The 21,855-nt window shown below is 72.2% G+C and carries 20 protein-coding genes; 8 read left to right on the forward strand and 12 right to left on the reverse strand.

The window, feature by feature from the left end:
• Nucleotides 1–22: 22 nt before the first annotated feature.
• Nucleotides 23–979, forward strand: coding sequence for an AraC family transcriptional regulator (locus JOF41_RS15795; RefSeq protein WP_189227368.1), 957 nt, complete (start codon nucleotides 23–25; stop codon nucleotides 977–979).
• 58 nt (nucleotides 980–1,037) lie between these two features.
• Here JOF41_RS15795 and JOF41_RS15800 read toward each other — a convergent pair whose 3' ends face one another.
• Complete coding sequence (locus tag JOF41_RS15800; RefSeq protein WP_209619860.1) at nucleotides 1,038–2,639, reverse strand: ABC transporter permease; 1,602 nt, start codon at nucleotides 2,637–2,639, stop codon at nucleotides 1,038–1,040.
• Nucleotides 2,636–3,538 carry an ABC transporter ATP-binding protein gene (locus tag JOF41_RS15805; RefSeq protein WP_209619862.1) on the reverse strand — a complete coding sequence of 301 codons (903 nt, stop codon included), beginning with the start codon at nucleotides 3,536–3,538 and terminating at the stop codon, nucleotides 2,636–2,638. The genes JOF41_RS15800 and JOF41_RS15805 overlap by 4 nt, the downstream gene beginning before the upstream one ends.
• A 91-nt stretch (nucleotides 3,539–3,629) precedes the next feature.
• On the opposite strand from JOF41_RS15805, the gene JOF41_RS15810 reads away from it, so the two are divergent.
• Complete coding sequence (locus JOF41_RS15810; protein WP_229796354.1) at nucleotides 3,630–4,139, forward strand: GbsR/MarR family transcriptional regulator; 510 nt, start codon at nucleotides 3,630–3,632, stop codon at nucleotides 4,137–4,139.
• Nucleotides 4,140–4,290: 151 nt separating this feature from the next.
• Nucleotides 4,291–6,096, forward strand: a complete 1,806-nt coding sequence (locus tag JOF41_RS15815; RefSeq protein ID WP_209619865.1) for a S8 family peptidase — start codon at nucleotides 4,291–4,293, stop codon at nucleotides 6,094–6,096.
• A 63-nt stretch (nucleotides 6,097–6,159) separates the two neighbouring features.
• Here JOF41_RS15815 and mshC read toward each other — a convergent pair whose 3' ends face one another.
• Nucleotides 6,160–7,398 carry a cysteine--1-D-myo-inosityl 2-amino-2-deoxy-alpha-D-glucopyranoside ligase gene (gene mshC / locus JOF41_RS15820; protein WP_209619868.1) on the reverse strand — a complete coding sequence of 413 codons (1,239 nt, stop codon included), beginning with the start codon at nucleotides 7,396–7,398 and terminating at the stop codon, nucleotides 6,160–6,162.
• A gap of 85 nt (nucleotides 7,399–7,483) precedes the next feature.
• Here mshC and JOF41_RS15825 point away from each other — a divergent pair, with 85 nt between their 5' ends.
• Complete coding sequence (locus tag JOF41_RS15825) at nucleotides 7,484–8,299, forward strand: SPFH domain-containing protein (protein ID WP_189227363.1); 816 nt, start codon at nucleotides 7,484–7,486, stop codon at nucleotides 8,297–8,299.
• Between the two features lie 92 nt (nucleotides 8,300–8,391).
• On the forward strand, nucleotides 8,392–10,164 hold the full coding sequence (gene ctaD, locus JOF41_RS15830) for an aa3-type cytochrome oxidase subunit I (protein WP_209619872.1): 1,773 nt from the start codon (nucleotides 8,392–8,394) through the stop codon (nucleotides 10,162–10,164).
• Nucleotides 10,165–10,343: 179 nt separating this feature from the next.
• On the opposite strand, the gene JOF41_RS15835 is transcribed toward ctaD, so the two are convergent.
• The 4 genes from JOF41_RS15835 to JOF41_RS15850 all read right to left on the reverse strand — a co-directional run bounded on the left by JOF41_RS15835 (nucleotide 10,344) and on the right by JOF41_RS15850 (nucleotide 14,846).
• Nucleotides 10,344–10,544 (reverse strand): DUF397 domain-containing protein, encoded by a 201-nt coding sequence (locus JOF41_RS15835; protein ID WP_307867425.1) that lies wholly within the window; start codon nucleotides 10,542–10,544, stop codon nucleotides 10,344–10,346.
• On the reverse strand, nucleotides 10,541–11,392 hold the full coding sequence (locus JOF41_RS15840) for a helix-turn-helix domain-containing protein (protein WP_209619875.1): 852 nt from the start codon (nucleotides 11,390–11,392) through the stop codon (nucleotides 10,541–10,543). The genes JOF41_RS15835 and JOF41_RS15840 overlap by 4 nt, the downstream gene beginning before the upstream one ends.
• Nucleotides 11,393–11,529: 137 nt before the next feature.
• Nucleotides 11,530–13,464 carry a vWA domain-containing protein gene (locus tag JOF41_RS15845; protein WP_189227649.1) on the reverse strand — a complete coding sequence of 645 codons (1,935 nt, stop codon included), beginning with the start codon at nucleotides 13,462–13,464 and terminating at the stop codon, nucleotides 11,530–11,532.
• Nucleotides 13,461–14,846 (reverse strand): sigma 54-interacting transcriptional regulator, encoded by a 1,386-nt coding sequence (locus JOF41_RS15850; RefSeq protein WP_189227650.1) that lies wholly within the window; start codon nucleotides 14,844–14,846, stop codon nucleotides 13,461–13,463. Before JOF41_RS15850 ends, JOF41_RS15845 begins: the two co-directional genes overlap by 4 nt.
• A gap of 120 nt (nucleotides 14,847–14,966) precedes the next feature.
• Here JOF41_RS15850 and JOF41_RS15855 point away from each other — a divergent pair, with 120 nt between their 5' ends.
• Nucleotides 14,967–15,602 (forward strand): hypothetical protein, encoded by a 636-nt coding sequence (locus tag JOF41_RS15855; RefSeq protein WP_189227651.1) that lies wholly within the window; start codon nucleotides 14,967–14,969, stop codon nucleotides 15,600–15,602.
• A 97-nt stretch (nucleotides 15,603–15,699) separates the two neighbouring features.
• Here JOF41_RS15855 and JOF41_RS15860 read toward each other — a convergent pair whose 3' ends face one another.
• Nucleotides 15,700–17,457, reverse strand: a complete 1,758-nt coding sequence (locus JOF41_RS15860) for a glycoside hydrolase family 6 protein (RefSeq protein ID WP_189227652.1) — start codon at nucleotides 17,455–17,457, stop codon at nucleotides 15,700–15,702.
• A 418-nt stretch (nucleotides 17,458–17,875) separates the two neighbouring features.
• Here JOF41_RS15860 and JOF41_RS15865 point away from each other — a divergent pair, with 418 nt between their 5' ends.
• Both JOF41_RS15865 and JOF41_RS15870 read left to right on the forward strand, forming a co-directional pair.
• The gene (locus JOF41_RS15865; RefSeq protein WP_189227653.1) at nucleotides 17,876–18,124 is read left to right on the forward strand and encodes an Atu4866 domain-containing protein; all 249 of its coding nucleotides are present in this window, start codon (nucleotides 17,876–17,878) and stop codon (nucleotides 18,122–18,124) included.
• Entirely contained in the window at nucleotides 18,121–18,822 is a 702-nt protein-coding gene (locus tag JOF41_RS15870; protein ID WP_307867426.1) for an SDR family oxidoreductase, read from the forward strand. Before JOF41_RS15865 ends, JOF41_RS15870 begins: the two co-directional genes overlap by 4 nt.
• A gap of 88 nt (nucleotides 18,823–18,910) precedes the next feature.
• On the opposite strand, the gene JOF41_RS15875 is transcribed toward JOF41_RS15870, so the two are convergent.
• The 4 genes from JOF41_RS15875 to JOF41_RS15890 form a co-directional block, all read right to left on the reverse strand.
• Nucleotides 18,911–19,297 carry an SH3 domain-containing protein gene (locus JOF41_RS15875; protein ID WP_189227654.1) on the reverse strand — a complete coding sequence of 129 codons (387 nt, stop codon included), beginning with the start codon at nucleotides 19,295–19,297 and terminating at the stop codon, nucleotides 18,911–18,913.
• Between the two features lie 202 nt (nucleotides 19,298–19,499).
• The gene (locus tag JOF41_RS15880) at nucleotides 19,500–20,297 is read right to left on the reverse strand and encodes an Rv1486c family protein (RefSeq protein ID WP_189227655.1); all 798 of its coding nucleotides are present in this window, start codon (nucleotides 20,295–20,297) and stop codon (nucleotides 19,500–19,502) included.
• A 33-nt stretch (nucleotides 20,298–20,330) separates the two neighbouring features.
• A complete protein-coding gene (locus JOF41_RS38280; RefSeq protein WP_189227656.1) occupies nucleotides 20,331–20,804 on the reverse strand; it encodes a YcxB family protein in 474 nt (157 codons plus the stop codon).
• Nucleotides 20,801–21,817 (reverse strand): ferrochelatase, encoded by a 1,017-nt coding sequence (locus JOF41_RS15890; RefSeq protein ID WP_209619878.1) that lies wholly within the window; start codon nucleotides 21,815–21,817, stop codon nucleotides 20,801–20,803. Before JOF41_RS15890 ends, JOF41_RS38280 begins: the two co-directional genes overlap by 4 nt.
• Between the last annotated feature and the right edge of the window lie 38 nt (nucleotides 21,818–21,855).

Genomic DNA, 21,855 nt, shown 5'->3' on the forward strand with positions numbered 1-21,855 from the left:
CCATTCGTCTAACCTGGGTGTGGTGGACGCGTTCAGCGACTTGATCCGGGGAGTGCGGGCCCACGGCTCGCTGTTCGGCAGCTCGACCCTGTCCCCGCCCTGGGCGCTGCACTTCGTGGACGGGGCGCCGCTGACCCTGTGCACCGTCCTGACCGGGGCGGGGTGGATCGTGCCGGAGGGCCACCCGCCCGAGCCGCTGCGCGCCCGCGAGACGGTCGTCGTGCGCGGCCCCGCGACGTTCACCTTCGTCGACGAGGTCGGCACCCTGGCCGAACCGATCGCGTGCGGCGAGCACTGCGCGGTCCCCGAACAGGGCGGGACCAGGCACCGGCTCGGCTGGAACGACTGCGGGGACGCGGGTGCGGACCGGGACGCGACGACCCTGATCGTCGGCGCCTACCCGGTGCGCGGCGAGATCAGCCGCAGGCTGCTGGACGCGCTGCCCGTGGTGCTGCGGGTGGACGCCGGGGGCCCGGCCGACCCCGTGCTGGACCACCTCGCCGCCGAGGTCGCCGTCGACGCGCCGGGCCAGCAGGTGGTGCTGGACCGGCTGCTGGACTGGATGCTGGTGTGCACGCTGCGCGAGTGGTTCGACCGGCCCGGCGGCGAGCCCCCGGCGTGGTGGGCCGCCCAGCGGGATCCGGTGGTCGGCCACGCGCTGCGCTTGCTGCACGCCGAGCCCGCGGCGCCGTGGACGGTGGCCGCGCTGGCCGAGCGCACCGGGGTGTCGCGCTCGACGCTGGCCAAGCGGTTCACCGACCTGGTCGGCGAACCGCCACTGGCCTACCTCACCCGCTGGCGCATGACGCTGGCGGCGGACCTGCTGGTCGAGCGGGAGAGCGCGACCATCGCCGAGGTCGCCCGCGCCGTGGGGTATGCCGACCCGTTCGGGTTCAGCGCGGCGTTCAAGCGGGTCCGGGGCACCAACCCGAGCCGGTTCCGGCGCACCGCGACCACCGCCTCCCCCGCGCGTGCCTGACCTCGCGGCCGGGGCGTCGAGCTGACCGGCACCCGCGCGTTCGCCCCGCGAGCGCCGGTCAGCCCACGTCCCGCCGCCGGAAGCCGAGCAGGCCCACCGCCGCCAGCGCCGCCGCCACGACCGTCAGCCACACCAGCGGGGTCGCGCTCACCTCGGCGCCGGGCACCTCCGGGACGTGGGTGAACGGCGAGAGGTCCATGGCCCACCGGTCGAGTTGGAGCAGCGGGCCGAGCTGGCCGAGCACGAGGAGCAGCACCAGCACCGCCCAACAGGCGGGCACCAGCTTCGGCGCCAGCCCGAACAGCGCCAGCGCCAAGCCCGCGACCACCCACGCGGCCGGGGCGTGCACGAGAGCCGCGCCGACCAGTCGCGCCACCTGACCGCCCACGTCGCCGACGCGCAGCCCGTGCACCAGTCCCGCGCCGAGTCCGGCGGCGGCCAGCACGACGGCGTTGCCGATCGTGGCGAACAGCAGGTGCCCGGCCACCCACCGGGTCCGCCGCACCGGCGTGGCCAGCACCGGTTCGGCGCGCAGCGCGATCTCCTCCGAGCGCGGCCGCAGCGCCGCTTGGACCGCGTAGACCGCGCTGAACAGGCCGACCACGCCCAGGATGGAGGCGAGGTAGACGTCCACGAGAGCGCCGGAGCCGCCCATCCTGGCGATGAGCTGCGCCAGCAGCGGGTTGCTCGTCAGCATCTCCTCCACGCCGCGCGCCACCGCGCCGTAGACGGCGCCGAGCACGAACATGCCCAGCGCCCAGCCCAGCAGCATCCCCCGCTGCAACCGCCAGGCCAGCCCGAGGGCGCTGCCCAGCGAGCGCGGCGCGCGGGCCGCGCCCGGCCTGGTCGGCAGCAGGCCGCCGCCAAGGTCGCGCCGGGCCACCAGCACCCACGCGCCCGTCACCAGCGCCAGGGCCAGGCCGAGCGCGAGCGGCAGGACCCACCAGCGCTCCTGGGCGAACGGCCGCAGCTGCTCGAACCAGCCGATCGGCGACAGCCAGGTCAACCAGGACGGTCCCCGCTCCCCCGCCGCGTCGCCGACCGCGCGCAGCAGGTAGGCAGCCCCCAGCGCACCGCCCGCCAGCGCGTTGGCGGTGCGGGCGGTCGCGGACAGCTGCGCGGTCACCGCGCCCACGGCGGTGAACACCAGGCCCACCGCCGCGAAGCCGAGCCCGAACGCCACCGAGCCCGCGACGCCCTCGCCCATGCCGACCAGCCCGAGCGCGCAGGCCGCCCCGATCAGCGCGCAGGCCAGCGCCGACACCGACACGGCCGCGGCCAGCGGTGCCCGGCGGCCGATCGCGGTCGCGCCGAGCAGTTCCAGCCGCCCGGTCTCCTCCTCGGCGCGGGTGTGCCGGGTGACCAGCGACATCGCCGCCAGCGCGGTGAGCAGCGAGCCGAACACGCCCCAGCGCCAGGCCAGCAGGCCGCCTGCGGTGGTGGAGTCGTGCAGCGGGCCGAGCAGCGCCAGGAACGCGGGGTTGCCACTCGCGGTGGTCGCGAGCAGGGCGCGCGACTCGGCCGTGCCGTAGAGCTCGCCCACGGCGGAGCCGGTGGCCACCGTGACGCCCGCCAGGCAGACCACCCACACCGGCAGCAGCACCCGGTCGCGCCGCAGCGCGAGGCGGATCAGCGCACCGGTGCCGACGAGCGCGCTCATCGCGTCGCCGCCACGGGCGGCTGGTCCCGGTAGTGCCGCAGGAACAGCTCCTCCAGCGTCGGCGGCCTGCTGGTCAGCGCGCGCACACCCGCACCGACCAGCGCCCCCAGGGCGGCGTCGAGGTGGCCGGTGTCGACCTCGAACGCGACCCGCGTGCCGCGCACCTCCAGGCCGTGCACGCCGGGCAGCTCCGCCAGGCCGGTGGGCGGCGCGGCCAGCTCGGCGGTGACGCTGGTGCGGGTCAGGTGGCGCAGCTCGGCCAGTGTGCCGGTCTCCACGGTCCGGCCGCCGCGGATGATGCTGACGCGGTCGCACAGCGCCTCGACCTCGGCCAGGACGTGGCTGGACAGCAGGACCGTGCGCCTGCCGCGCTCCTCTTCGACGCACTCCCGGAACACCGCGTCCACCAGCGGGTCCAGGCCCGAGGTCGGCTCGTCCAGGATCAGCAGCTCCACGTCCGAGGCCAGCGCCGCGACCAGGGCGACTTTCTGCCGGTTGCCCTTGGAGTAGGCGCGGCCCTTCTTGCGCGGGTCCAGCTCGAAGCGCTCCAGCAGCCGCGCCCGGCGTTTCTGGTCCATGCCGCCGCGCAGCCTGCCCAGCAGATCGATGACCTCCCCGCCGGTGAGGTTGGGCCACAGGCTGACGTCACCGGGGACGTAGGCGAGCCTGCGGTGCAGGGCGGCGGCGTCGCGCCACGGGTCGCCACCCAGCATGCGCGCGGAGCCCCCGTCGGCGCGCAGCAGGCCCAGCAGCACGCGGATGGTGGTGGACTTGCCCGCCCCGTTGGGGCCGAGGAAACCGTGCACCTCACCGGTGCGCACGGTCAGGTCCAGACCGTCGAGCGCGCGCGTCGGGCCGAAGTCCTTGATCAGCCCCGACACGGATATCGCGGGTGTCATGGCGTGAGACTACAAATCTTCATGAACTCGTGAAGTTAAAGAAGCGTATAAACTCCCCGCGTCCAGCGGAGCGGAAGATGATGATGCGGCGGTGACACGGGTGGGCGAGCGCGACGAGCGGGCGGTGCTGCGCTTCATCGAGCGCTTCTCGGCGGTCCTCACCGAGTCCGGGATGCCCCGGATGCCGTCACGGGTGTTCGTGGCGATGCTGGCCACCGACTCGGGCACGCTCACCGCCGCCGAGCTGACCGAGCTGCTGCGCGTGTCGCCCGCGGCGATCTCCGGCGCGGTCCGCTACCTGACCCAGGTCGGCCTGGTCAGCCGGGAGCGCGAGACCGGCTCGCGGCGCGACGTCTACCGGGTCTACGACGACGTCTGGTACGAGGCGATCTTCCGCCGTGAGCAGTTCTTGCTGCGCTGGCAGGGCTCCCTCAAGGACGGCATCGCCGCGTTGGGCGCGGGCACCCCCGCGGGCGAGCGGATCACCGAGACGTTGGCGTTCTTCGAGTTCCTGCACCACGAGATGCCCGAAATGCTGCAGCGGTGGCGGCGGTTCCGGGCCGAGCACTTCCAGGACGCGAGTCCGGCCGATTACGACTAACGGTGCTACTGGCAGTGGCTTTTCAGCCCGATGATCGAAGCGACCAGGTCGGCACAACCCCCGTTCGCGCGAACGTCCCACCCCTGCGAGCCCAGCCGCTCGGCCACCGGCCGGGTCGGCCGGGCGACTCTGCCCGAGGGAGACCTTCGCCATGCGAGACCCCCGCACCACCAGAACAAGACTGACCGCGCTCGCCCTGGCCACGGCCACCGCCGCGGCGATGGCGGTGACCGGTGCAGGTCCGGCCGCCGCCGAGGGGCGGGTGCTCGACGCGGACCGCGCCGACGCCATCCCCAACTCCTACATCGTGACCCTGCGCGACGACGCCTCGCCGCTGGGCGCCTCCGCGCGCACGGCCGACGCGCTGGTCGCCCAGCACGGCGGCCAGGTGCGCACCACCTGGCAGCACGCGCTCAACGGCTTCCACGCCACCCTGAGCCCCACCCAGGCGCGCAGGCTCGCCGCAGACCCGCGCGTGGCGATGGTGCAGGCCGACCTGCCGGTGCGGCTGGCCGAGCAGCCCAACCCGCCGTCGTGGGGCATCGACCGCATCGACCAGCGCAACCTGCCGCTGGACAGCAGCTACGAGTACCCGAACACCGCGAGCAACGTGCGGGCCTACATCATCGACACCGGCGTGCGCACCACGCACGCCACGTTCGGCGGCCGGGCCGAGTGGGGCTTCAACTCCGTCGACAGCAACGACACCGACTGCCACGGTCACGGCACGCACGTGGCGGGCACCGTCGGCGGCGCCGAGTACGGCGTGGCCAAGGAGATCCACATCATCGGCGTGAAGGTGCTCAACTGCGCGGGCTCGGGCACCACGGCCGGGGTCGTGTCGGGCGTCGACTGGGTCACCCAGAACGCCATCAAGCCCGCCGTGGCCAACATGAGCCTGGGCGGCAACGCCAACGCCTCGCTGGACACCGCCGTGCGCAACTCGATCGCCTCGGGCGTGACCTACGCGATCGCGTCGGGCAACTCCAGCACCAACGCCTGCAGCACCTCGCCGGCCCGCGTCGCCGAGGCGATCACGGTCAACGCCTCCACCAACACCGACGCGCGCGCCTCGTTCTCCAACTACGGCACGTGCACCGACATCTTCGCGCCGGGCCAGAACATCACCTCGGCGTGGACGACCAACGACACCTCGACCAACACCATCAGCGGCACCTCGATGGCCACCCCGCACGTGGCGGGCGCGGCGGCGCTGTGGCTGGCCGACCACCCGACCGACAGCCCGGCCGCGGTGGCGGCGGCGCTGACCGGCACGGCCACCCCGGACAAGGTCACCAACCCCGGCACGGGTTCGCCGAACAAGCTGCTGTTCACCGGCGACAGCACCGCCGAGGCCCCGTCGCTGTCCAACCCCGGCAACCAGGCGGGCACCGTCGACGTGCCGGTGTCGCTGCAGCTGTCGGCCTTCGGCGGCACCACGCCGCGCACCTTCACCGCCTCCGGCCTGCCCACCGGGCTGTCGATCAGCGAGACCGGTCTGATCTCCGGCACGCCGACCGCCACGGGCTCGTTCCCGGTGACGGTGACCGTGACCGACGCGTCGGGGCGGACCGGCACCACCTCGTTCACCTGGACGGTGCTGCCGGTGGGCGCGGACTGCCCGGCGGTGACCAACGACAGCGACGCGCCGATCCGCGACCTGTCGGAGGCCAACAGCTCCGTCACCCTCGACTGCGCGGGCCCCGCCTCGGCGTCGACCACCGTGCGGGTGGAGATCACCCACACCTACATCGGTGACCTGGTCGTGGAGCTGATCTCGCCCACCGGCTCGATCTACACCCTGCACAACCGGACCGGCGGCGGCACCGACAACATCAACCAGACCTACACGGTCGACGCCTCCCGCGAGAACGTCACGGGCACCTGGACGCTGCGCGTGCGCGACCTCGGCCTGGCCGACACCGGCACGCTCACCAGCTGGACCCTCGACGCCTGACGCGCCACGGTGCTGGGCCACCCGAGGTGACCCAGCACCCCAACCCGGCCATCCAGCACAGTCCTACACAGCCACGCCCAGCAGGGCGTCCACGGCGGTGCGGAACAGGCGGGGCGCGTCCGGGTCCGCGCCGCCCGCCGTCAGCGCCTCGTCCACCCAGGCGTCCAGCGCGGCCAGCGCGCGCGGGGTGTCCAGGTCGTCGCCGAGGTGGTCGCGCAGCCTGGCCACGGTGGCCGCCGCGCTCGGGCCCGAGGGCAGTTCCGCCGCCCGGCGCCAGCGCGCCAGCCGGTCCTGCGCGGCCGCCAGCAGGTCGTCGGTCCAGGGCCGGTCCTGGCGGTAGTGCCCGGACAGCAGGGCCAGCCGGACCGCGTTCGGGTCGATCCCCTGGGCCCGCAGCTTGGAGACGAACACCAGGTTGCCCCTGGACTTGGACATCTTCTCGCCGTCCAGCCCGATCATGCCCGCGTGCACGTAGTGCCGGGCGAACGGGTGCTCGCCGGTCAGCGCCTCGGCGTGGGCCGCGCTGAACTCGTGGTGCGGGAAGACCAGGTCGGAGCCGCCGCCCTGCACGTCGAAGGAGGTGCCCAGCCGGTTGAGCGCGATGGCGCTGCACTCGATGTGCCAGCCGGGGCGGCCCTGCCCGAGCTCCGAGGGCCACGACGGCTCGCCGGGGCGGGCCATCCGCCACAGCAGCGCGTCCAGCGGGTGCCGCTTGCCCGCCCGGTCCGGGTCGCCGCCGCGCTCGGCGAAGAACCGGGTCATGGTCTGCTCGTCGTAGTTCGACTCGTAGCCGAACCGGCCGGTGACCGACCGGTCGAAGTACACGTCCGGGTACTCGGCGTCGTCGACCCGGTAGGCCGCGCCGTCGGCGAGCAGCTTGGCGATGGCCTCCACGATCTCCGGGATCGCCTCGACCGCGCCGACGAACTGGCGCGGCGGCAGCACCCGCAGCGCCTCCATGTCCTCGCGGAACAGCGCGGTCTCCCGCATGGCCAGCACGACCCAGTCGTCCTGGTCGCGCTCGGCGCGCTCCAGCAGCGGGTCGTCCACGTCGGTGACGTTCTGCACGTAGTGCACGTCGTGGCCGTTGTCCAGCCAGATCCGGTGCACCAGGTCGAAGGCGAGGTAGGTGGCGGCGTGCCCGAGGTGGGTGGCGTCGTAGGGGGTGATGCCGCAGACGTACAGCCTGGCGGTCTCCCCCGGTGCGGTGGGCCGCACCTCGGCGGTGGCGGTGTCGAACAGCCGGAGGGGGCGAGGCTCGCCGTCGAGCCTCGGCACGGGGGTGGTTGACCAGGTCTGCATGGTCCGACGATAACCGGCCGGGTGACGCGCGGAAGAACGTCCGCCTGGTGGGAGCGGCGGGCGTACCCTCGGGGTGGGAGGAGCCATGGTCCTCGACGTCGTGCTCGCCGTGCTCGGTCTGGCCGCGGTCGGCCTGGCCTCCAGCGCCCGCGTGGTCAAGCAGTACGAGCGGGGCCTGGTCTTCCGCTTCGGCCGGGTGCGCGACGCGCTGCGCGGCCCCGGCCTGACCGTGATCGTGCCGGTGGTGGACCGGCTGCGGAAGGTCAACCTGCAGATCGTCACGCTGCCCATCCCCGCCCAGGACGGCATCACCCGCGACAACGTGACGGTGCGGGTGGACGCGGTGGTCTACTTCAAGGTCTCCGACCCGGTGCGCGCGGTGGTCAACGTGGAGGACTACCGGTTCGCGGTGCTCCAGGTCGCCCAGACCTCGCTGCGCTCGATCATCGGCAAGAGCGAGCTGGACGACCTGCTGTCCAACCGCGAACGGCTCAACCAGGGCTTGGAGCTGCTGATCGACAACCCGGCCACCGGTTGGGGCATCGACATCGACCGGGTGGAGATCAAGGACGTCGCGCTGCCGGAGAGCATGAAGCGCTCGATGTCGCGGCAGGCCGAGGCGGAGCGCGAGCGGCGGGCCCGCATCATCACCGCCGACGGCGAGCTGCAGGCTTCGCGCAAGCTCTCCGAGGCGGCCGCGGCGATGGCCCAGACGCCCGCGGCCCTCCAGCTGCGGCTGCTGCAGACGATCGTCGAGGTGGCGGCGGAGAAGAACTCGACGCTGGTGCTGCCGTTCCCGGTGGAGCTGCTGCGGTTCCTGGAGCGGGCGACGGAGTCGGTGTCGACGCAGATCAGGGTGCCCGCGCCCACCGAGCCGCCGGAGGGCCGGGTGTCCACCTGAGCGACCGCGCTCGTCGCGCTGGGTGATTGCCCGGCACACCCGGTGGGGTACAGCATGGACCGGCTCACGTCGTCGGGACGAGGGAGGCGGTCATGACCGCGCTCAGGCCGGAACCCGTCATCACCCACCCGAGCGCCGCGCGGCGACGTCCCAAGGGCGCGGTGCTGCTGGGTCTGCTCAGGACCACCGACCCGAAGCAGATCGGCCTGATGTACCTGACGACCTCGTTCGGGTTCTTCATGGTCGGCGGTCTGATGGCGCTGCTGATCCGGGGTGAGCTGGCGCGGCCGGGTCTGCAGTTCCTGTCCAACGAGCAGTACAACCAGCTGTTCACCATGCACGGCACGATCATGCTGCTGCTCTACGCCACGCCCATCGTGTTCGGCTTCGCCAACTTCGTCCTGCCGCTGCAGATCGGCTCGCCGGACGTGGCCTTCCCCCGGCTCAACGCCTTCTCGTACTGGCTGTTCCTGTTCGGCGGGCTGACCGTGCTCAGCTCCCTGCTCACGCCGGGGGGCGCGGCGGACTTCGGCTGGACGGCGTACCCGCCGCTGAGCGGCGCGGCGCACGCCCCCGGCGTCGGAGCGGACCTGTGGATCGCGGGCTTGGCCGTCAGCGGCCTGGGCACCATCCTCGGCGCGGTCAACATGGTCACCACCGTGGTCTGCCTGCGCGCGCCGGGCATGACCATGTTCCGGATGCCCATCTTCACCTGGAACATCTTCATCACCAGCATCCTGGTCCTGCTGGCCTTCCCGATCCTGACCGCCGGTCTGCTGGGCCTGCTGGCCGACCGGAAGCTGGGCGCGCACGTGTTCGACCCGGCCAACGGCGGGGTGATCCTGTGGCAGCACCTGTTCTGGTTCTTCGGCCACCCCGAGGTCTACATCATCGCGCTGCCGTTCTTCGGCATCGTGTCGGAGATCTTCCCGGTGTTCAGCCGCAAGCCGCTGTTCGGCTACAAGGGCCTGGTCTTCGCCACGCTGGCGATCGCGGCGCTGTCGGTGGCGGTGTGGGCGCACCACATGTTCGCCACCGGAGCGGTCCTGCTGCCGTTCTTCTCGCTGATGACCTTCCTCATCGCGGTGCCCACCGGCATCAAGTTCTTCAACTGGATCGGCACCATGTGGAAGGGCCGGTTGACCTTCGAGACGCCGATGCTGTTCAGCATCGGCTTCCTGGTCACCTTCCTGCTGGGCGGCCTGACCGGCATCCTGCTGGCCTCCCCGCCGCTGGACTTCCACGTCCACGACACCTACTTCGTGGTGGCGCACTTCCACTACGTGCTGTTCGGCACCATCGTGTTCGCCACCTACGCGGGCATCTACTTCTGGTTCCCCAAGATGACCGGCCGGATGCTGGACGAGCCGCTGGGCAAGCTCCACTTCTGGACCACGTTCCTGGGCTTCCACGGCACGTTCCTGGTCCAGCACTGGCTGGGCAACCAGGGCTTCCCCCGCCGCTACGCCGACTACCTGCCCACCGACGGGTTCACCGCGCTGAACACCGTCTCCACGGTGGCCGCGTTCGTGCTGGGCGCCTCGGTGCTGCCGTTCGTGTGGAACGTCTTCCGCAGCTACCGCTACGGCGACCCGGCGGCCGTGGACGACCCGTGGGGCTTCGGCAACTCGCTGGAGTGGGCCACCACGTCCCCGCCGCCCCGGCACAACTTCACCGAACTGCCGCGCATCCGCTCCGAACGGCCCGCCTTCGAGCTGCACTACCCGGAGATGGTCGAGCGGATGCGCGCCGAGGCCCACTACTCGGTGACCCGGCCGGACAAGCGGCGGGTGGCGCCGGACGAGGCGACCGAACAGGCGCTGGCACCGACGGATCGGGACACGAGCACCACGAACGGGAGCTGATCCGAGGTGCCGCCGGAGAACGGGGCGGCCCACTCCCCCTTGCCCCCTCGCAGGCCGCCCCGCTGGTGTCGAGTGTGCGCGCCCGATCATGTAGACCTCTTGTGGGATTCTGCAATCCGCAGGTCAGGCCGATAATCCCCCACCACGAGCCGAGCGTCCGGACACCCTGAACCGAGCGTTCAGGCGCGATCGGCCGTAGCGCGGACGAACTCCCACCACGCCCGCGCCGGGAAGACCAGATGCCCGGCAGCGGTGTTCTTCGAGTCCCGCACACCCACCCCAGCACTGCCGAGCCCCACCTCGACGCAATTGGTGTTGCCCCCGCTGTAGCTGCTCTTGCGCCACCTGAATTCCACAACAGCACCCTCCTCCACACTCACAGCCCTTCACCCAACTTGCGAATCAGGTCTACCGAGTCCCGCGCACCGTGCGCAACAGCCAGAATGCCGTTGAAAGCGGCCTTGTAAGCATTCACGTCCGGCTTTTCCTCCAAGTAGAGGCTGTGCACCATGTGCTCGATGTGCACCAGGCTCGGCAGACCCACGAAGTCGAGGATGACGAAAGCACCTTCGACGAGCCCCGGATGCGCGCCGACACCACCGGGCACGATCCGCACCTCGATACCGGGTCGGTCGGCCAAGGCCGCCAAGTGCCTCAACTGCTCCCGCATGACATCAGGCCCGCCCACGTCCTGCCACAGCGCGGCCTCGTGCAGCAGCACGTTCAACCGAGGTCCGCCCTCCCGGCGCAACAACCCCTGCCGCGCGATCCGGGCGGCCACCCGGCGGTGCACCTCGGACCGCTCCAGCGGCAGGCCGTAGTTCTCGATCACCGCTCGGGCGTAGTCCTCGGTCTGGCACAGGCCGGGGACCAGGAAGTGCTCGTAGTTGCGGATCTCCACGGCGTGCTCCTCGAACCCCACCCACGTGGCGAGTTCGTCGTGCACGTGCAGGTCCGCCTCTTCCAGGAGGCTGGGCAGGTTCGCCTCCCGGTGGAGCTTCAGCACGGCTTCGCGCACCGGCCTGGCCACCTGGTAGATCGCCAGCAGGGCGGACAGGTCGTCCCGCCGCACCGCGCGCTCGCAGCTCTCGATGCGCGACAGGGTGCTGGACGGGATGCCGAGCAACCGCTCCACGTCCTTCTGCGTCAGCCCCCTCTCACCGCGCACGCGGGCGAGTTCCAGGCAGATCCGGCGCATCTTGACGGTCAGCGGTCCGGGTTCGATCATGCCGACACCCTGGCGGAGCGGGATCACGCCGCGCTATTACCCGCTCAGGCGATTCGAGCCGGGTGGAAGTGCGCGAACGCTCGGCGCGGTGTCCGGGCGCGACTCGCGGGTGGTGGGTGGGCCACCACCCGCGAGGGTCAGCGGTGGCGGCGGGAGCGGAGGTAGTCGCTGACCACCGCCGCGCCGAGGCCGTCCTCGCCGGGGGCCACCACGCGACCGCCGCTGCGCCGGGCGACCAGGTCCACGAAGGCGGCCAGCCTGGGGTCCTCGCCCAGCTTGAACACCGTCATCGAAGCGCCCAGCCGGGTCAGCGCGTCCACCTCCGCCACGGTCTTGGCCAGCGTGCGGTCCACCGGCGGGTAGTTGAACACCGCCTCGCCGTCGGCCTCCAGGTGCGCGGTCGGCTCGCCGTCGGTGACCACCAGGACCACCGGCTGCGCGTCCGGGTGCCGCCGCACGTGCCTGCCCGCCAGTAGCAGCGCGTGGTGCAGGTTGGTCCCCTGCTCCCACACCCCCTCCAGCGCGGTCAGCTGCCCGATGTCCACCGTCTCGGCGTGCCTGCCGAAGGTGATCAGCTGCAGCGCGTCCGTGCGGAACCGGGTGCTCACCAGGTGGTGCAGCGCCAGCGCGGTGCGCTTCATCGGCACCCACCGCCCGTCCTGCACCATCGACCACGACGTGTCCACGCACAGCGCCACCGCCGCGCGCGAGCGCTGCTCGGTCTCGCTGACCTCCACGTCCACCACGTCCAGCGACACCGCGCCGCCCGCGGCCCGCAGCACCGCGTTGGACACCGTGCGGGGCACGTTCCACGGCTCGGTGTCGCCGAACCGCCACGGCCGGGTGCTGCCGATCAGCTCGCCCGCCGCGCCCGCCTGGCGGTTGTCCCGCTGCCCCTGCGCCCGCGCCGTGTCCAGCACGCCGCGCAGGGCGGTCTCCCCGAGCTGCCGCAACGCCTTCGGCGTCAGCCGCAGCGAGCCGTCCGGGGCCCGTTCGAGCAGGTTCTGCTCGCGCAGCTGGCGCTCCAGTTCGGCCAGCCGCCGCGCGTCGACCCCGGCTTCCTCGCCGAGCTGGCGCACCAGCGCCTCCAGGTCGATGTCCTCCAACCGCGCGCCGGGGTAGGACTGGGCCAGCTGCTCGGCCAGCGCGTCCAGCTCGGCCAGGTCCGCCATCGCCTGCGCGCCCTCGCCCAGTCCCAGCGGGTTCTGGCCGCGGAAGCGGGCGGAGCCGTTCCAGTCCTCGCCGGGGCGCAGACCTTGCAGCAGCGAGTCCAGGGTGGCCAGCTGCTGCCCGACACCGGAGTCGCCGAACGCCTGCTCGCTCAGCGCGGCCAGCTCGGCGCGCTGCTGCTCGGTCATCGAGTTCATCATCCGCTGCGCGGCGGCCGAGCGGGCCGCCAGCGCGTCGATCAGCTCGTCGACCGTGCTCGGGTTCTCCGGGAAGAAGTCGCCGTGCTCGCGCATGAACTCGGCGAACCGCTGGTCGGTGTCCTCCCCCGCGGCGTGCGCGGCGAGCAGGCCGTTGAGGTCGCTGAGCATCCGCTGGATGCGCTCGACATCGGCCCGCCCGACGTTGCTCATCGCCTCCTTCATGCCCTGGAAGCGCTGGTCCATCAGCTCGCGCCCGAGCAGGTCGCGGATCCGCTCGTAGGACTCGCGGGCCTGCGGCGAGCGCCAGTCGTACTCGGCCAGCTCGCGCACCGCGGCGGCGGTGCCCGGCGGCAGGGCGTCCAGCCGGGCCTCCCGGAACCTGGCCTCGTCGTCGGGGTCGGGGAACAGCGCCGCGCGTTCGGCCTCCAGCGCCCGCTCCAGCAGCCGCTGGACCTCCTGCAGCGTGCCGTCCAGGCGGTGGCGGCGCTGGATCGCGGCGCGCTTCTGCCACAGCCGTGAAGTCAGCTCGTCCAGCCCGCGCTGGCCGGGCAGGCCGCGGCGCAGCAGCTCGCGCAGCGCCGCGGCGGGCGAGGAGCCCTCCATGACCTCCCGGCCCAGCTCGTCCATCGCCGCGCGCAGGTCCGCGGGCGGGGCCAGCGGGTCGGGGCCGCCCGCGTAGCGGCGGTAGCGGTAACCGCTCATCCGTACACCGATCGGTCGTCGTCGCTGTCCTTGGCCAGCCTGCGGGTCAGGTAGAGCGATTCCAGGGCCAGCTCCACCGCCGAGGCGATCCGGCCCGCCGGGTCCTTGGGCCCCGCGCCCAGCCGGGCCGCGACCTCGTGCAGCACCGGCACCTCGGGCAGCGCGCCCAGCAGATCGCCCGCGCGCACCCGCTCACCGGTGGCCACCGGGTGGCCGTTGGAGACCACCTCGGCCAGCGGCCGCAGGTCCAGCCCGGCGAACGCCGCGCGGGCCGTGTCGGCCACCGAGCGGCGCAGCAGGTGGGTCAGCACCTCCTGCTCGCGCCCCTCCTCGCCCGCCTCGAACTCCAGCTTGCCGCGCAGCACCTCCGGCACCGACTCCAGGTCCACCGGCCGGGCGATGGCCGGGCGCTCCCCGGTCAGCGCCGAGCGGCGCAGCGCCGAGGCGGCCACCGTCTCCGCCGCCGCCACGGCGAACCGCGCGGACACGCCGGAGCGCTGGTCGATCGAGGACGACTCGCGCAGGTGCCGCACGAACCGGGCGATGACCTCCAGCAGGTGGTCGCCCACCTCGGCGACCAGCTCGGCCTCCTGGCGCACCAGGTCGATCTCGGCGCCGATCTCCAGCGGGTAGTGGGTGCGGATCTCCGCGCCGAACCGGTCCTTGAGCGGGGTGATGATCCGGCCCCGGTTGGTGTAGTCCTCCGGGTTGGCGGTGGCCACCAGCAGCACGTCCAGCGGCAGCCGCAGCGTGTAGCCGCGGATCTGGATGTCGCGCTCCTCCATGACGTTGAGCAGCGCGACCTGGATGCGCTCGGCCAGGTCGGGCAGCTCGTTGACGGCGATGACGCCGCGGTGCGAGCGCGGCAGCAGGCCGTAGTGGATGGTCTCCGGGTCGCCCAGGCTGCGTCCCTGCGCGACCTTGACCGGGTCCACGTCGCCGACCAGGTCGCCGACGCTGGTGTCGGGCGTGGCCAGCTTCTCGGCGAACCGCTCGTCGCGGTGCCGCCAGGCGACCGGCAGCTCGTCGCCCAGCTCGGCGGCCCGCCGCTTGGACTCCGGCGTGATGGGGTCCAGGGGGTGCTCGCCCAGCTCCGCGCCCGCGATGACCGGGGTCCACTCGTCCAGCAGGCCGACCAGCGTGCGCAGCAGGCGGGTCTTGCCCTGGCCGCGCTCGCCCAGCAGCACGACGTCGTGGCCCGCCAGCAGGGCGCGCTCCAGCTGCGGCAGCACGGTGCGGTCGAAGCCCACGATGCCCGGCCACGGGTCGCGGCCCTCGCGCAGCGCGGCCAGCAGGTTCTCCCGGATCTCGGCCTTGACGCCGCGCGGCCGGTGCCCGGCCGCGCGCAGTTCACCCGCGGTGGTGGGAAGTCCAGATGTCACCCCACCGAAGTTACGCACCGATCGGCGCTCGTGCGACGTGGAGCGGCTCCAGCGGGCCGCGCGGCCCGCCCGCGGCGACTCTCTAGGATGGGACGGTTCGCATTCTCCAGGGGGAACTACGTGAAGAGAACGTTCATCGCGGTCGGCGCTGCCCTGCTCGCGGTCGCCGGGTGCTCGGGGGCGCCGGACGCGCCCGTCAGCGCTCCCGCTCCCGATTACGCGGCGATGGCCAGGCCCTTGCTGCTGCCCGAGGAGGTCACCGCGGCCAAGGGCCTGGTGCGGGCGGGCGAGCCGGTCGAGGGGGTGACCGCGCTGGTCCAGTGCCCCGATCTGGCCTCGGCCGGGCAGGCGGCGGCGGGCATCACCACGGCGTGGACCTGGTCCGGCGCCACCCAGCAGGCCAAGATCACCCAGTACGGCGTGGTCTACCGGGACGTGGCGGGCAAGGACGTGGTCAAGCAGGCCCGCGCCGCCTCGGGCTGCCACCGCGACTTCGGGTCCGTCGAGAGCGCCTTGCACATCGACGAGTACTTCTACACGCAGGAGAACCAGGGTCCGACCAAGCCGTTCGTGGACGACCGGTACGCCTACTGCCTGGTCAACTCGGTCCGCGCGCACCAGATCTGCACCGCCCTGCAGGCCAAGGGCGACCGGGTCGTCCGCATGACCATCGACATCACCGGCCCGCAGACCGACCTCGACACCATCAAGGTCAGCACGTTCGCCCAAGCCGTCACCGACCGGCTGGTCGCCTGAGGCAGCAGCGGCCCCGACGACGCCCGCAGGCGACGCCCGTGCCGGGCGCCGCCTGCGGGAGATCACCTATCCGGTTGTTCCGTGCGCTGCGCGCGATCTACAGCGGCGGGTAGGCGTTGTTCATCAGCTCCTGGAACTGCGCGGAGAACCAGTGGCCCGACAGCGGCGCGTTGTCCAGAGCACCCGAGGGGTTGTTGCCGTTGCGCGGGTTGCCCTGGTACTTCGGGTCGCACATCTCGTCGAAGCCCTTGCCCTCGTCGTTCGGGATCTCCTTGCTCGCGCCGTCGGACTCACCCGGCGGCTTGATCCAGACGTAGGCGTCGATGTTCGGCTTGGGCGAGGCCTTGGGCCGCTCGCCGAGGCCGGCACCGGACTGGTTGCACCAGTTGCCCTTCTGGATGCGCTTGTCGATCCTGGACTCGTCGACGTACTTGTCGACATCCGTCGCGCTGGACTTGCCCGTCGGCCTCTTCGAACCGCCCCAGCCGTTGCGGGAGGTGTCGATCAGCATGCCGATGTTGGAGTTGAAGCCGTTCTTCACCAGCTCCGAGCGCAGCGCCGTGGCGAAGTCGATCTCACCGTTGAAGTCGTTCCAGTCGACCCACTTGGCGTGCTCCTTGACGATCTTGCCGCCAACGCTGTCCTCGACCTTCCAGTACGGCTCCTCCAACGCGGAGTAGTTCGCCGTGTTGGTGATGAAGCCGGCGACCTTGTCGGCGGTGGCGCCGTTGCGGCCCAGGATCGAGCCGAACAGCTTGGCGGACGCGTGGAAGTTGTCGTACTGCTCCTGGGTGTCGCCCCACCCGATCCAGCCGTGGTGGCCCGCGTCGAGGTAGTTGTAGACGTTGGGGATGTCACCCAGCTTGCCGACGGCGTAGGAGATGCCCTCCTGGTAGTTGCCGTTGGCCTTCATGGTGTTGCAGTTGTCCGTGGCGGTCTCGCGCGGCGAGACGTTGGTCACCAGGTTCGGCAGCGAGTCGATCTCGATGACCGTGACGATGCGCAGGTTGGCGTACTTCGAGTCCGACAGGATGGCCACGATCGGGTCGATGTACTCGCTCTTGTAGCGACCGATCTCCGTCGCCTTCAGCTCGCCGTTGGACGCCAGCGCCGCGCAGTCGCGACCGGGCAGGTTGTAGATGACGACCTGGAACACCAGCTGGCCGCCCGCCGCCTGCTCGACCGCCTCGTCGAGGTGGTCGCGCAGGCCCATGCTGCCGGTCGTGGGCGAGTCGTTGCCCTCGATCGCGCTGATGCGGTCCAGCCACACACCGGTGGGCTGGTTGGCGATCCGGGAACCGCCGGGCTCGGCGGCGGCGCGCTCGGACCACTGCGGGTTCACGTAGACCTTGGCCCCGGAGTAGGGGTTGTCCACCCTGGCGGCCGGGGTGTCACCCGGCGTCTCGCCGGGCGTCTCGACGCTGCCCGTGCAGACGGTGCCGTTGAGCCGGAACTGGGTCGGCACCGGGTTGTCGCCGCTCCAGCTGCCGTTGAAGGTGGGGCTGATCGACGCCCCGGTGCCCACCGTCGGGCTCCAGGACGGGTTGCGGACGGTCACGCGGGTCCCGGCCTGGGAGAACGTGCCGTTCCAGCCGTGCTGGACGGTTTGCCCGGCGGCGAAGTCCCACTCCAGCGTCCAGCCACCGGAAATCGCGTCGCCGAGGTTGGTGACCGTGACGGTGGCGCTGAAGCCGCCACTCCACTGGTTGCTGATGGTGTAGTTGGCCCGACAGCCTGGTGCGGCGCTGGCGCTGGTGCCGCCGGCCACGATCGCCGTCGCGGACAGTGCCACGACCGACGTCGCCGCCAACGCCCCGCCCAGCTTGCGGGACCGGACGAACGTGCGCAGACTCATGCATCGCCTCCTTGCGAGCAAATCGTCGTCTGGGAACGCTCCCATTTCGTCTCTGGATCGGGGACCGACGCGAGAGCGGGGTGTCAAGACTGGGAGCGCTCCCAGATCGGTACCGTAACGCACGACACGTCACGTTGACGAGGGGTCTGAGCACGGATAGTGCGCATCAATTCGATACTGCGCGCACCATCAAGTCGACTACCAGTGCATTTCCACACCGAATAGAATGAAGAATGTGTCCGCTTGGCGGATGATCAACGCACGGTAACGACGAATGGACGACGTCCGTTTCGTCCTTCGAGCCGCTTGCGCGGGCCGCTCCGGCGTGGAAGATGACGCGCGTGTTACGCGCGAAACCCGCTTGGGTGGGTGTGACACGTCCTCCCTCAACGCGCCCGCGTTGCCCACGATGGAAACCATGGAGAACATCGACGTGGTCGGCATGTGGGTGACCGCCGACGGCTACATCCGTCAGGAGCTGCTGCCCAACGGGCGGTACGACGAGGCGCGCGGCAGCCGGCGCAGCGCCTACACCGGCAGCTACACGGTGACCGGGTCGCACCTGGACTACGTGGACGACACCGGGTTCACCGCGACCGGCGACATCCGGGACGGCGTGCTCTACCACGAGCACCTGGTGCTGTACCGAGAGGAGAAGAAGGCGTGAAGAAGGTAGTGCTGATCACCGGGGCGTCGTCGGGCATCGGCGCCGCCACCGCCCGCGCGCTGGCCGGCGCGGGGCACCAGGTCGTGCTCGGGGCGCGGCGGGTGGACCGGCTGCGCGAGCTGGCCGAGTCGATCGGCGGCGACCACCGGGCACTGGACGTGACCTCCCTGTCCGACTTCCAGTCCTTCGTGGACTACGCGGCCGAGCGGCACGGGCGGGTGGACGTGCTGGTGAACAACGCGGGCGTGATGCCGCTGTCCCGGTTGGATGAAGGCCGGGTCGAGGAGTGGAACCGGATGCTCGACGTCAACGTGCGCGGCGTGCTCAACGGCATCGCCGCCACGCTGCCGGGGATGAAGGAACGGCGCTCGGGGCACATCATCAACGTCGCCTCCATCGGCGCGCACGAGGTGTCGCCCGCCGCGGCGGTGTACTGCGGCACGAAGTTCGCCGTGTGGGCGATCTCGGAAGGACTGCGGCAGGAGGCCACCGAGGGGGTGCGGGTGTCCACGATCTCCCCCGGTGTCACGGAGTCCGAGCTGGCGGACAGCATCACCAGCCCCGAGGCGCGCGAGGCGATGCGCGAGTACCGCAAGATCGCGATCCCCGCCTCGGCCGTGGCCTCGGCGATCGCGTTCGCGATCGACCAACCGTCCGAAGTGGACGTGAGCGAGATCGTGGTCCGGCCCGCGGCGTAACGCCGGCAGCGGGGATCGGTTGGGCCTGCCGGACCGTGACGGGCGCGGTGCCCCAGCCGCCGGTGCGCCGGGGCACCGCCCGCCCTCGTCAGCAGCGCACGGCGGAGCCGTAGCCCTCAAGGTTCTCGTCCCACACCCAACCGGCGATGTCCTGGCCCACCACGCGCACCCACGTCCAGGTGTTGCCCGCGTCGTTGACCGTGTAGCAGTGGTAGTGCAGCCGCGTGCTGCTGTCGATGTAGCCGTCGATCGAGCAGTCCTTGTACGGCCCCTCCGAGCGGACCGGCACGCTGGACTTGGAGGGGTAGCCGTCGTTGAACGAGTCCTTGGCCGAGTGGTTGTGCGAACGGCAGGCGGCCGACGCGTCCGCCTCCTGCCCCGAGGTCGGACCGGCCAGGGCGACGGACGGTACCGAGGCGGCGAGCAGCACCGACAGCGCCACACCGCTCAATCCGGCCACAGCGTTCTTCCGCATGAGCAACACTCCTCCGAGTCGATGGGTGAGTCGCGCGTCCACATGACCCCCATGCGGGCGCGAGGTGTCGACGGACGGGCTCGCGGCGGAAGCGCTGGTCCCAGTGCGCTCCACGCGGTCCGCTCCGTCACGCCCACGACGGTGCTCGGCCGCTCTGGGAAGAACCTGCGCGAATTCTGGAATCCGGCCGGTGCCCCAGGCTTCAGTGCCGCCCGGCGCCCTGGTCCGAGAGCACCCGCACGGCCTCGTCCACGGCGGACAGCCGGGCGCGGCGAACGGCCTGGGACAACGGCTTCAGCGCCTCGTCACGCGCTCGGGTCGCCGAGGCCGACACCGCCCCGCCGGGCGCGTCCGAAGCGGCCACCTCCAGGATCGCGGCGACCTCCGCGGCGCGCTGCAGCACCCGCAGCGCCCTCGGGGGCATCCCGTCGGGCCAGGCCAGCTTGGTGTGCTCCGCGGCCCGCTCGGCGATCTCGGCGCGCACGTTGGGCCGGTGCCGCGCCACGTCCAGGGTCACCAGCGCGGTGGCCGCCTCGCGCATCGCCGAAGCCAGGCCGTGCTCGGCCTCGCCGATCGGGATGTGCTCGCCCGGCGCGGCCGACGGCAGGTCGAACACCGTCCAGCGCAGCACGCCGTCGGCCACCAGGCGGGGCACCAGGCCCACGCCCACCTCCGGCAGGACGACGGCCTGGCCCGCGCGCAGAGCGCTGGCGCTCAGCGGGCCTCGGCCGCCCAGGCCGCGCACGTCGCCCGCCACCGGCAGGACGAGGCGGGCGCCGCCTGCCTGCGCGCGGCGCAGGGCGGCCAGCAGCAGGGCCGGGCCCACCGGGGGCTCGTCGGGGCCGGGCAGGTCGAGCGCGGTGGCGGTGCCGTCGTCGTCGGCGACCACCTCGTGCAGCTCGGCCCACGCGCCCAGGGCGTCCAGGACGTCGTCGGCCGCGGCCGCTCCATGCAGCCACCCGGACGTCCAGACGACCAGCGTCGCACTCGCACAGGACACGCTGACCGAGGGTACGCGCGCCCGGTCCCCCGATCAGCTAGCCGGGCCGACGTGTTGCTCCAGCAGGGCGCGGAACCGCTCGACCGCGGCCGGGTCCGCGAACGCCCGGTGCGGCACCGCGTACATCGCCGAGGACGCGGTGCGCAGCACGAACGTGCGCCCGGTCTCGGACCATCCGGGCAGCTCAGACCAAGCCAGCTCGCTGCGCGCGGTGTTGCCCACCGCCATCCGCAGCGAGTGCTGGTCCGCCGTGCCGGTGACCGCCTTCGCGGCCAGCGGGTGGTTGTGGAAGTTCACCGCCGTGCCGACGGGCACCAGTGCGACGATGATCACAGCCAGCGCGAGGCCGAACAGCCCCGCCGCGACCATGCCCAGCGCCAGGACCACGACGCCGACCGCCCCCAGGGCCAGGGCGAACCACGGCGCCCAGCGGTAGAGCGGCACCGCCGTGCGCAGCGCGGCCCGCCAGTCGGCGGGCCGCGGCGACCAGCTGAAGTCCACGCTCACCCGCGCCGCCTGGCGGGCTCGCAGCACAGCGTCGCGCAGAACGCCCCGTTGGTGGTGCACCCGTAGGCCGGGAACTCGGACAGCCTGCGGGCGGGCACGCCGTCGGTGTGCTCGGCGACCAGCTCGGCGACCAGGCGCGCGAAGCGCGGGTCGTTGTTCGGGGTGGCCGCGCGGCCGAAGCCCATGCCCAGCTCGGCGGCCTTGTCGCGGGCCTCGGTGTCGAGGTCCCACACCACTTCCAGGTGGTCGCTGACGAAGCCGATCGGGCAGACCACCACCGCGGGCACGCCCCGCTCGTGCAGCGCCTCGATGTGGTCGACGACGTCCGGCTCCAGCCACGGGATCTGCGGCGGGCCGGAGCGGGACTGCCACACCACGTCGTACTCGGCGACGCCCAGCTCGCGGGCCACCAGCCGGGCGGCCTCCGCGACCTGGCGGGAGTAGAGGCGACCGCCGTCCTCCGGCGGGCCCGCGGCCTGGTCGGCGGACAGCGGCACCGAGTGGGCGGTGAAGACCAGGCGGTGCTCGCCGAGGTCCTTGGCGGCCTCGCGGACCGCGTCGGCGAAGGACTCGACGAACAGCGGGTGGTCGAAGAACTGCCGCAGCTTCACCAGTTCGGGGGCGTTCTCGCCGACCGCGGCGCGAGCGCGCAGGATGTCCTCGTCGTACTGGCGGCAGGCCGAGTAACCGCCGTAGGCGCTGGTCGGGAACACCAGGGCGCGCTTGACCCCGGCCCGCGCCATCTCGGCGAGGGTGTCCTCGACCATCGGGTGCCAGTTGCGGTTGCCGAAGTAGATCGGCAGGTCCACCAGCGGCTCGACCGCGGCGATGGCGTCGCGGTTGAGCCGGTTGATCGGCGAGACCCCGCCGAAGTGCTGGTAGTGCTGCTCCACCTCGTCCAGGCGTTCGGGTGGGACTCCCCGGCCCCGTGTCACGTTCTCCAGGAACGGGCGGACGTCTTCAGGTCCTTCCGGGCCGCCGAAGGACAACCAGAGCAGCGCGTCGTAACTCACCCCGCCATCCTCGCCCCGCCGTGGTTGTGACGCACAAC

This window comes from Saccharothrix coeruleofusca, assembly GCF_017876325.1.
GTDB lineage: Bacteria > Actinomycetota > Actinomycetes > Mycobacteriales > Pseudonocardiaceae > Actinosynnema > Actinosynnema coeruleofuscum.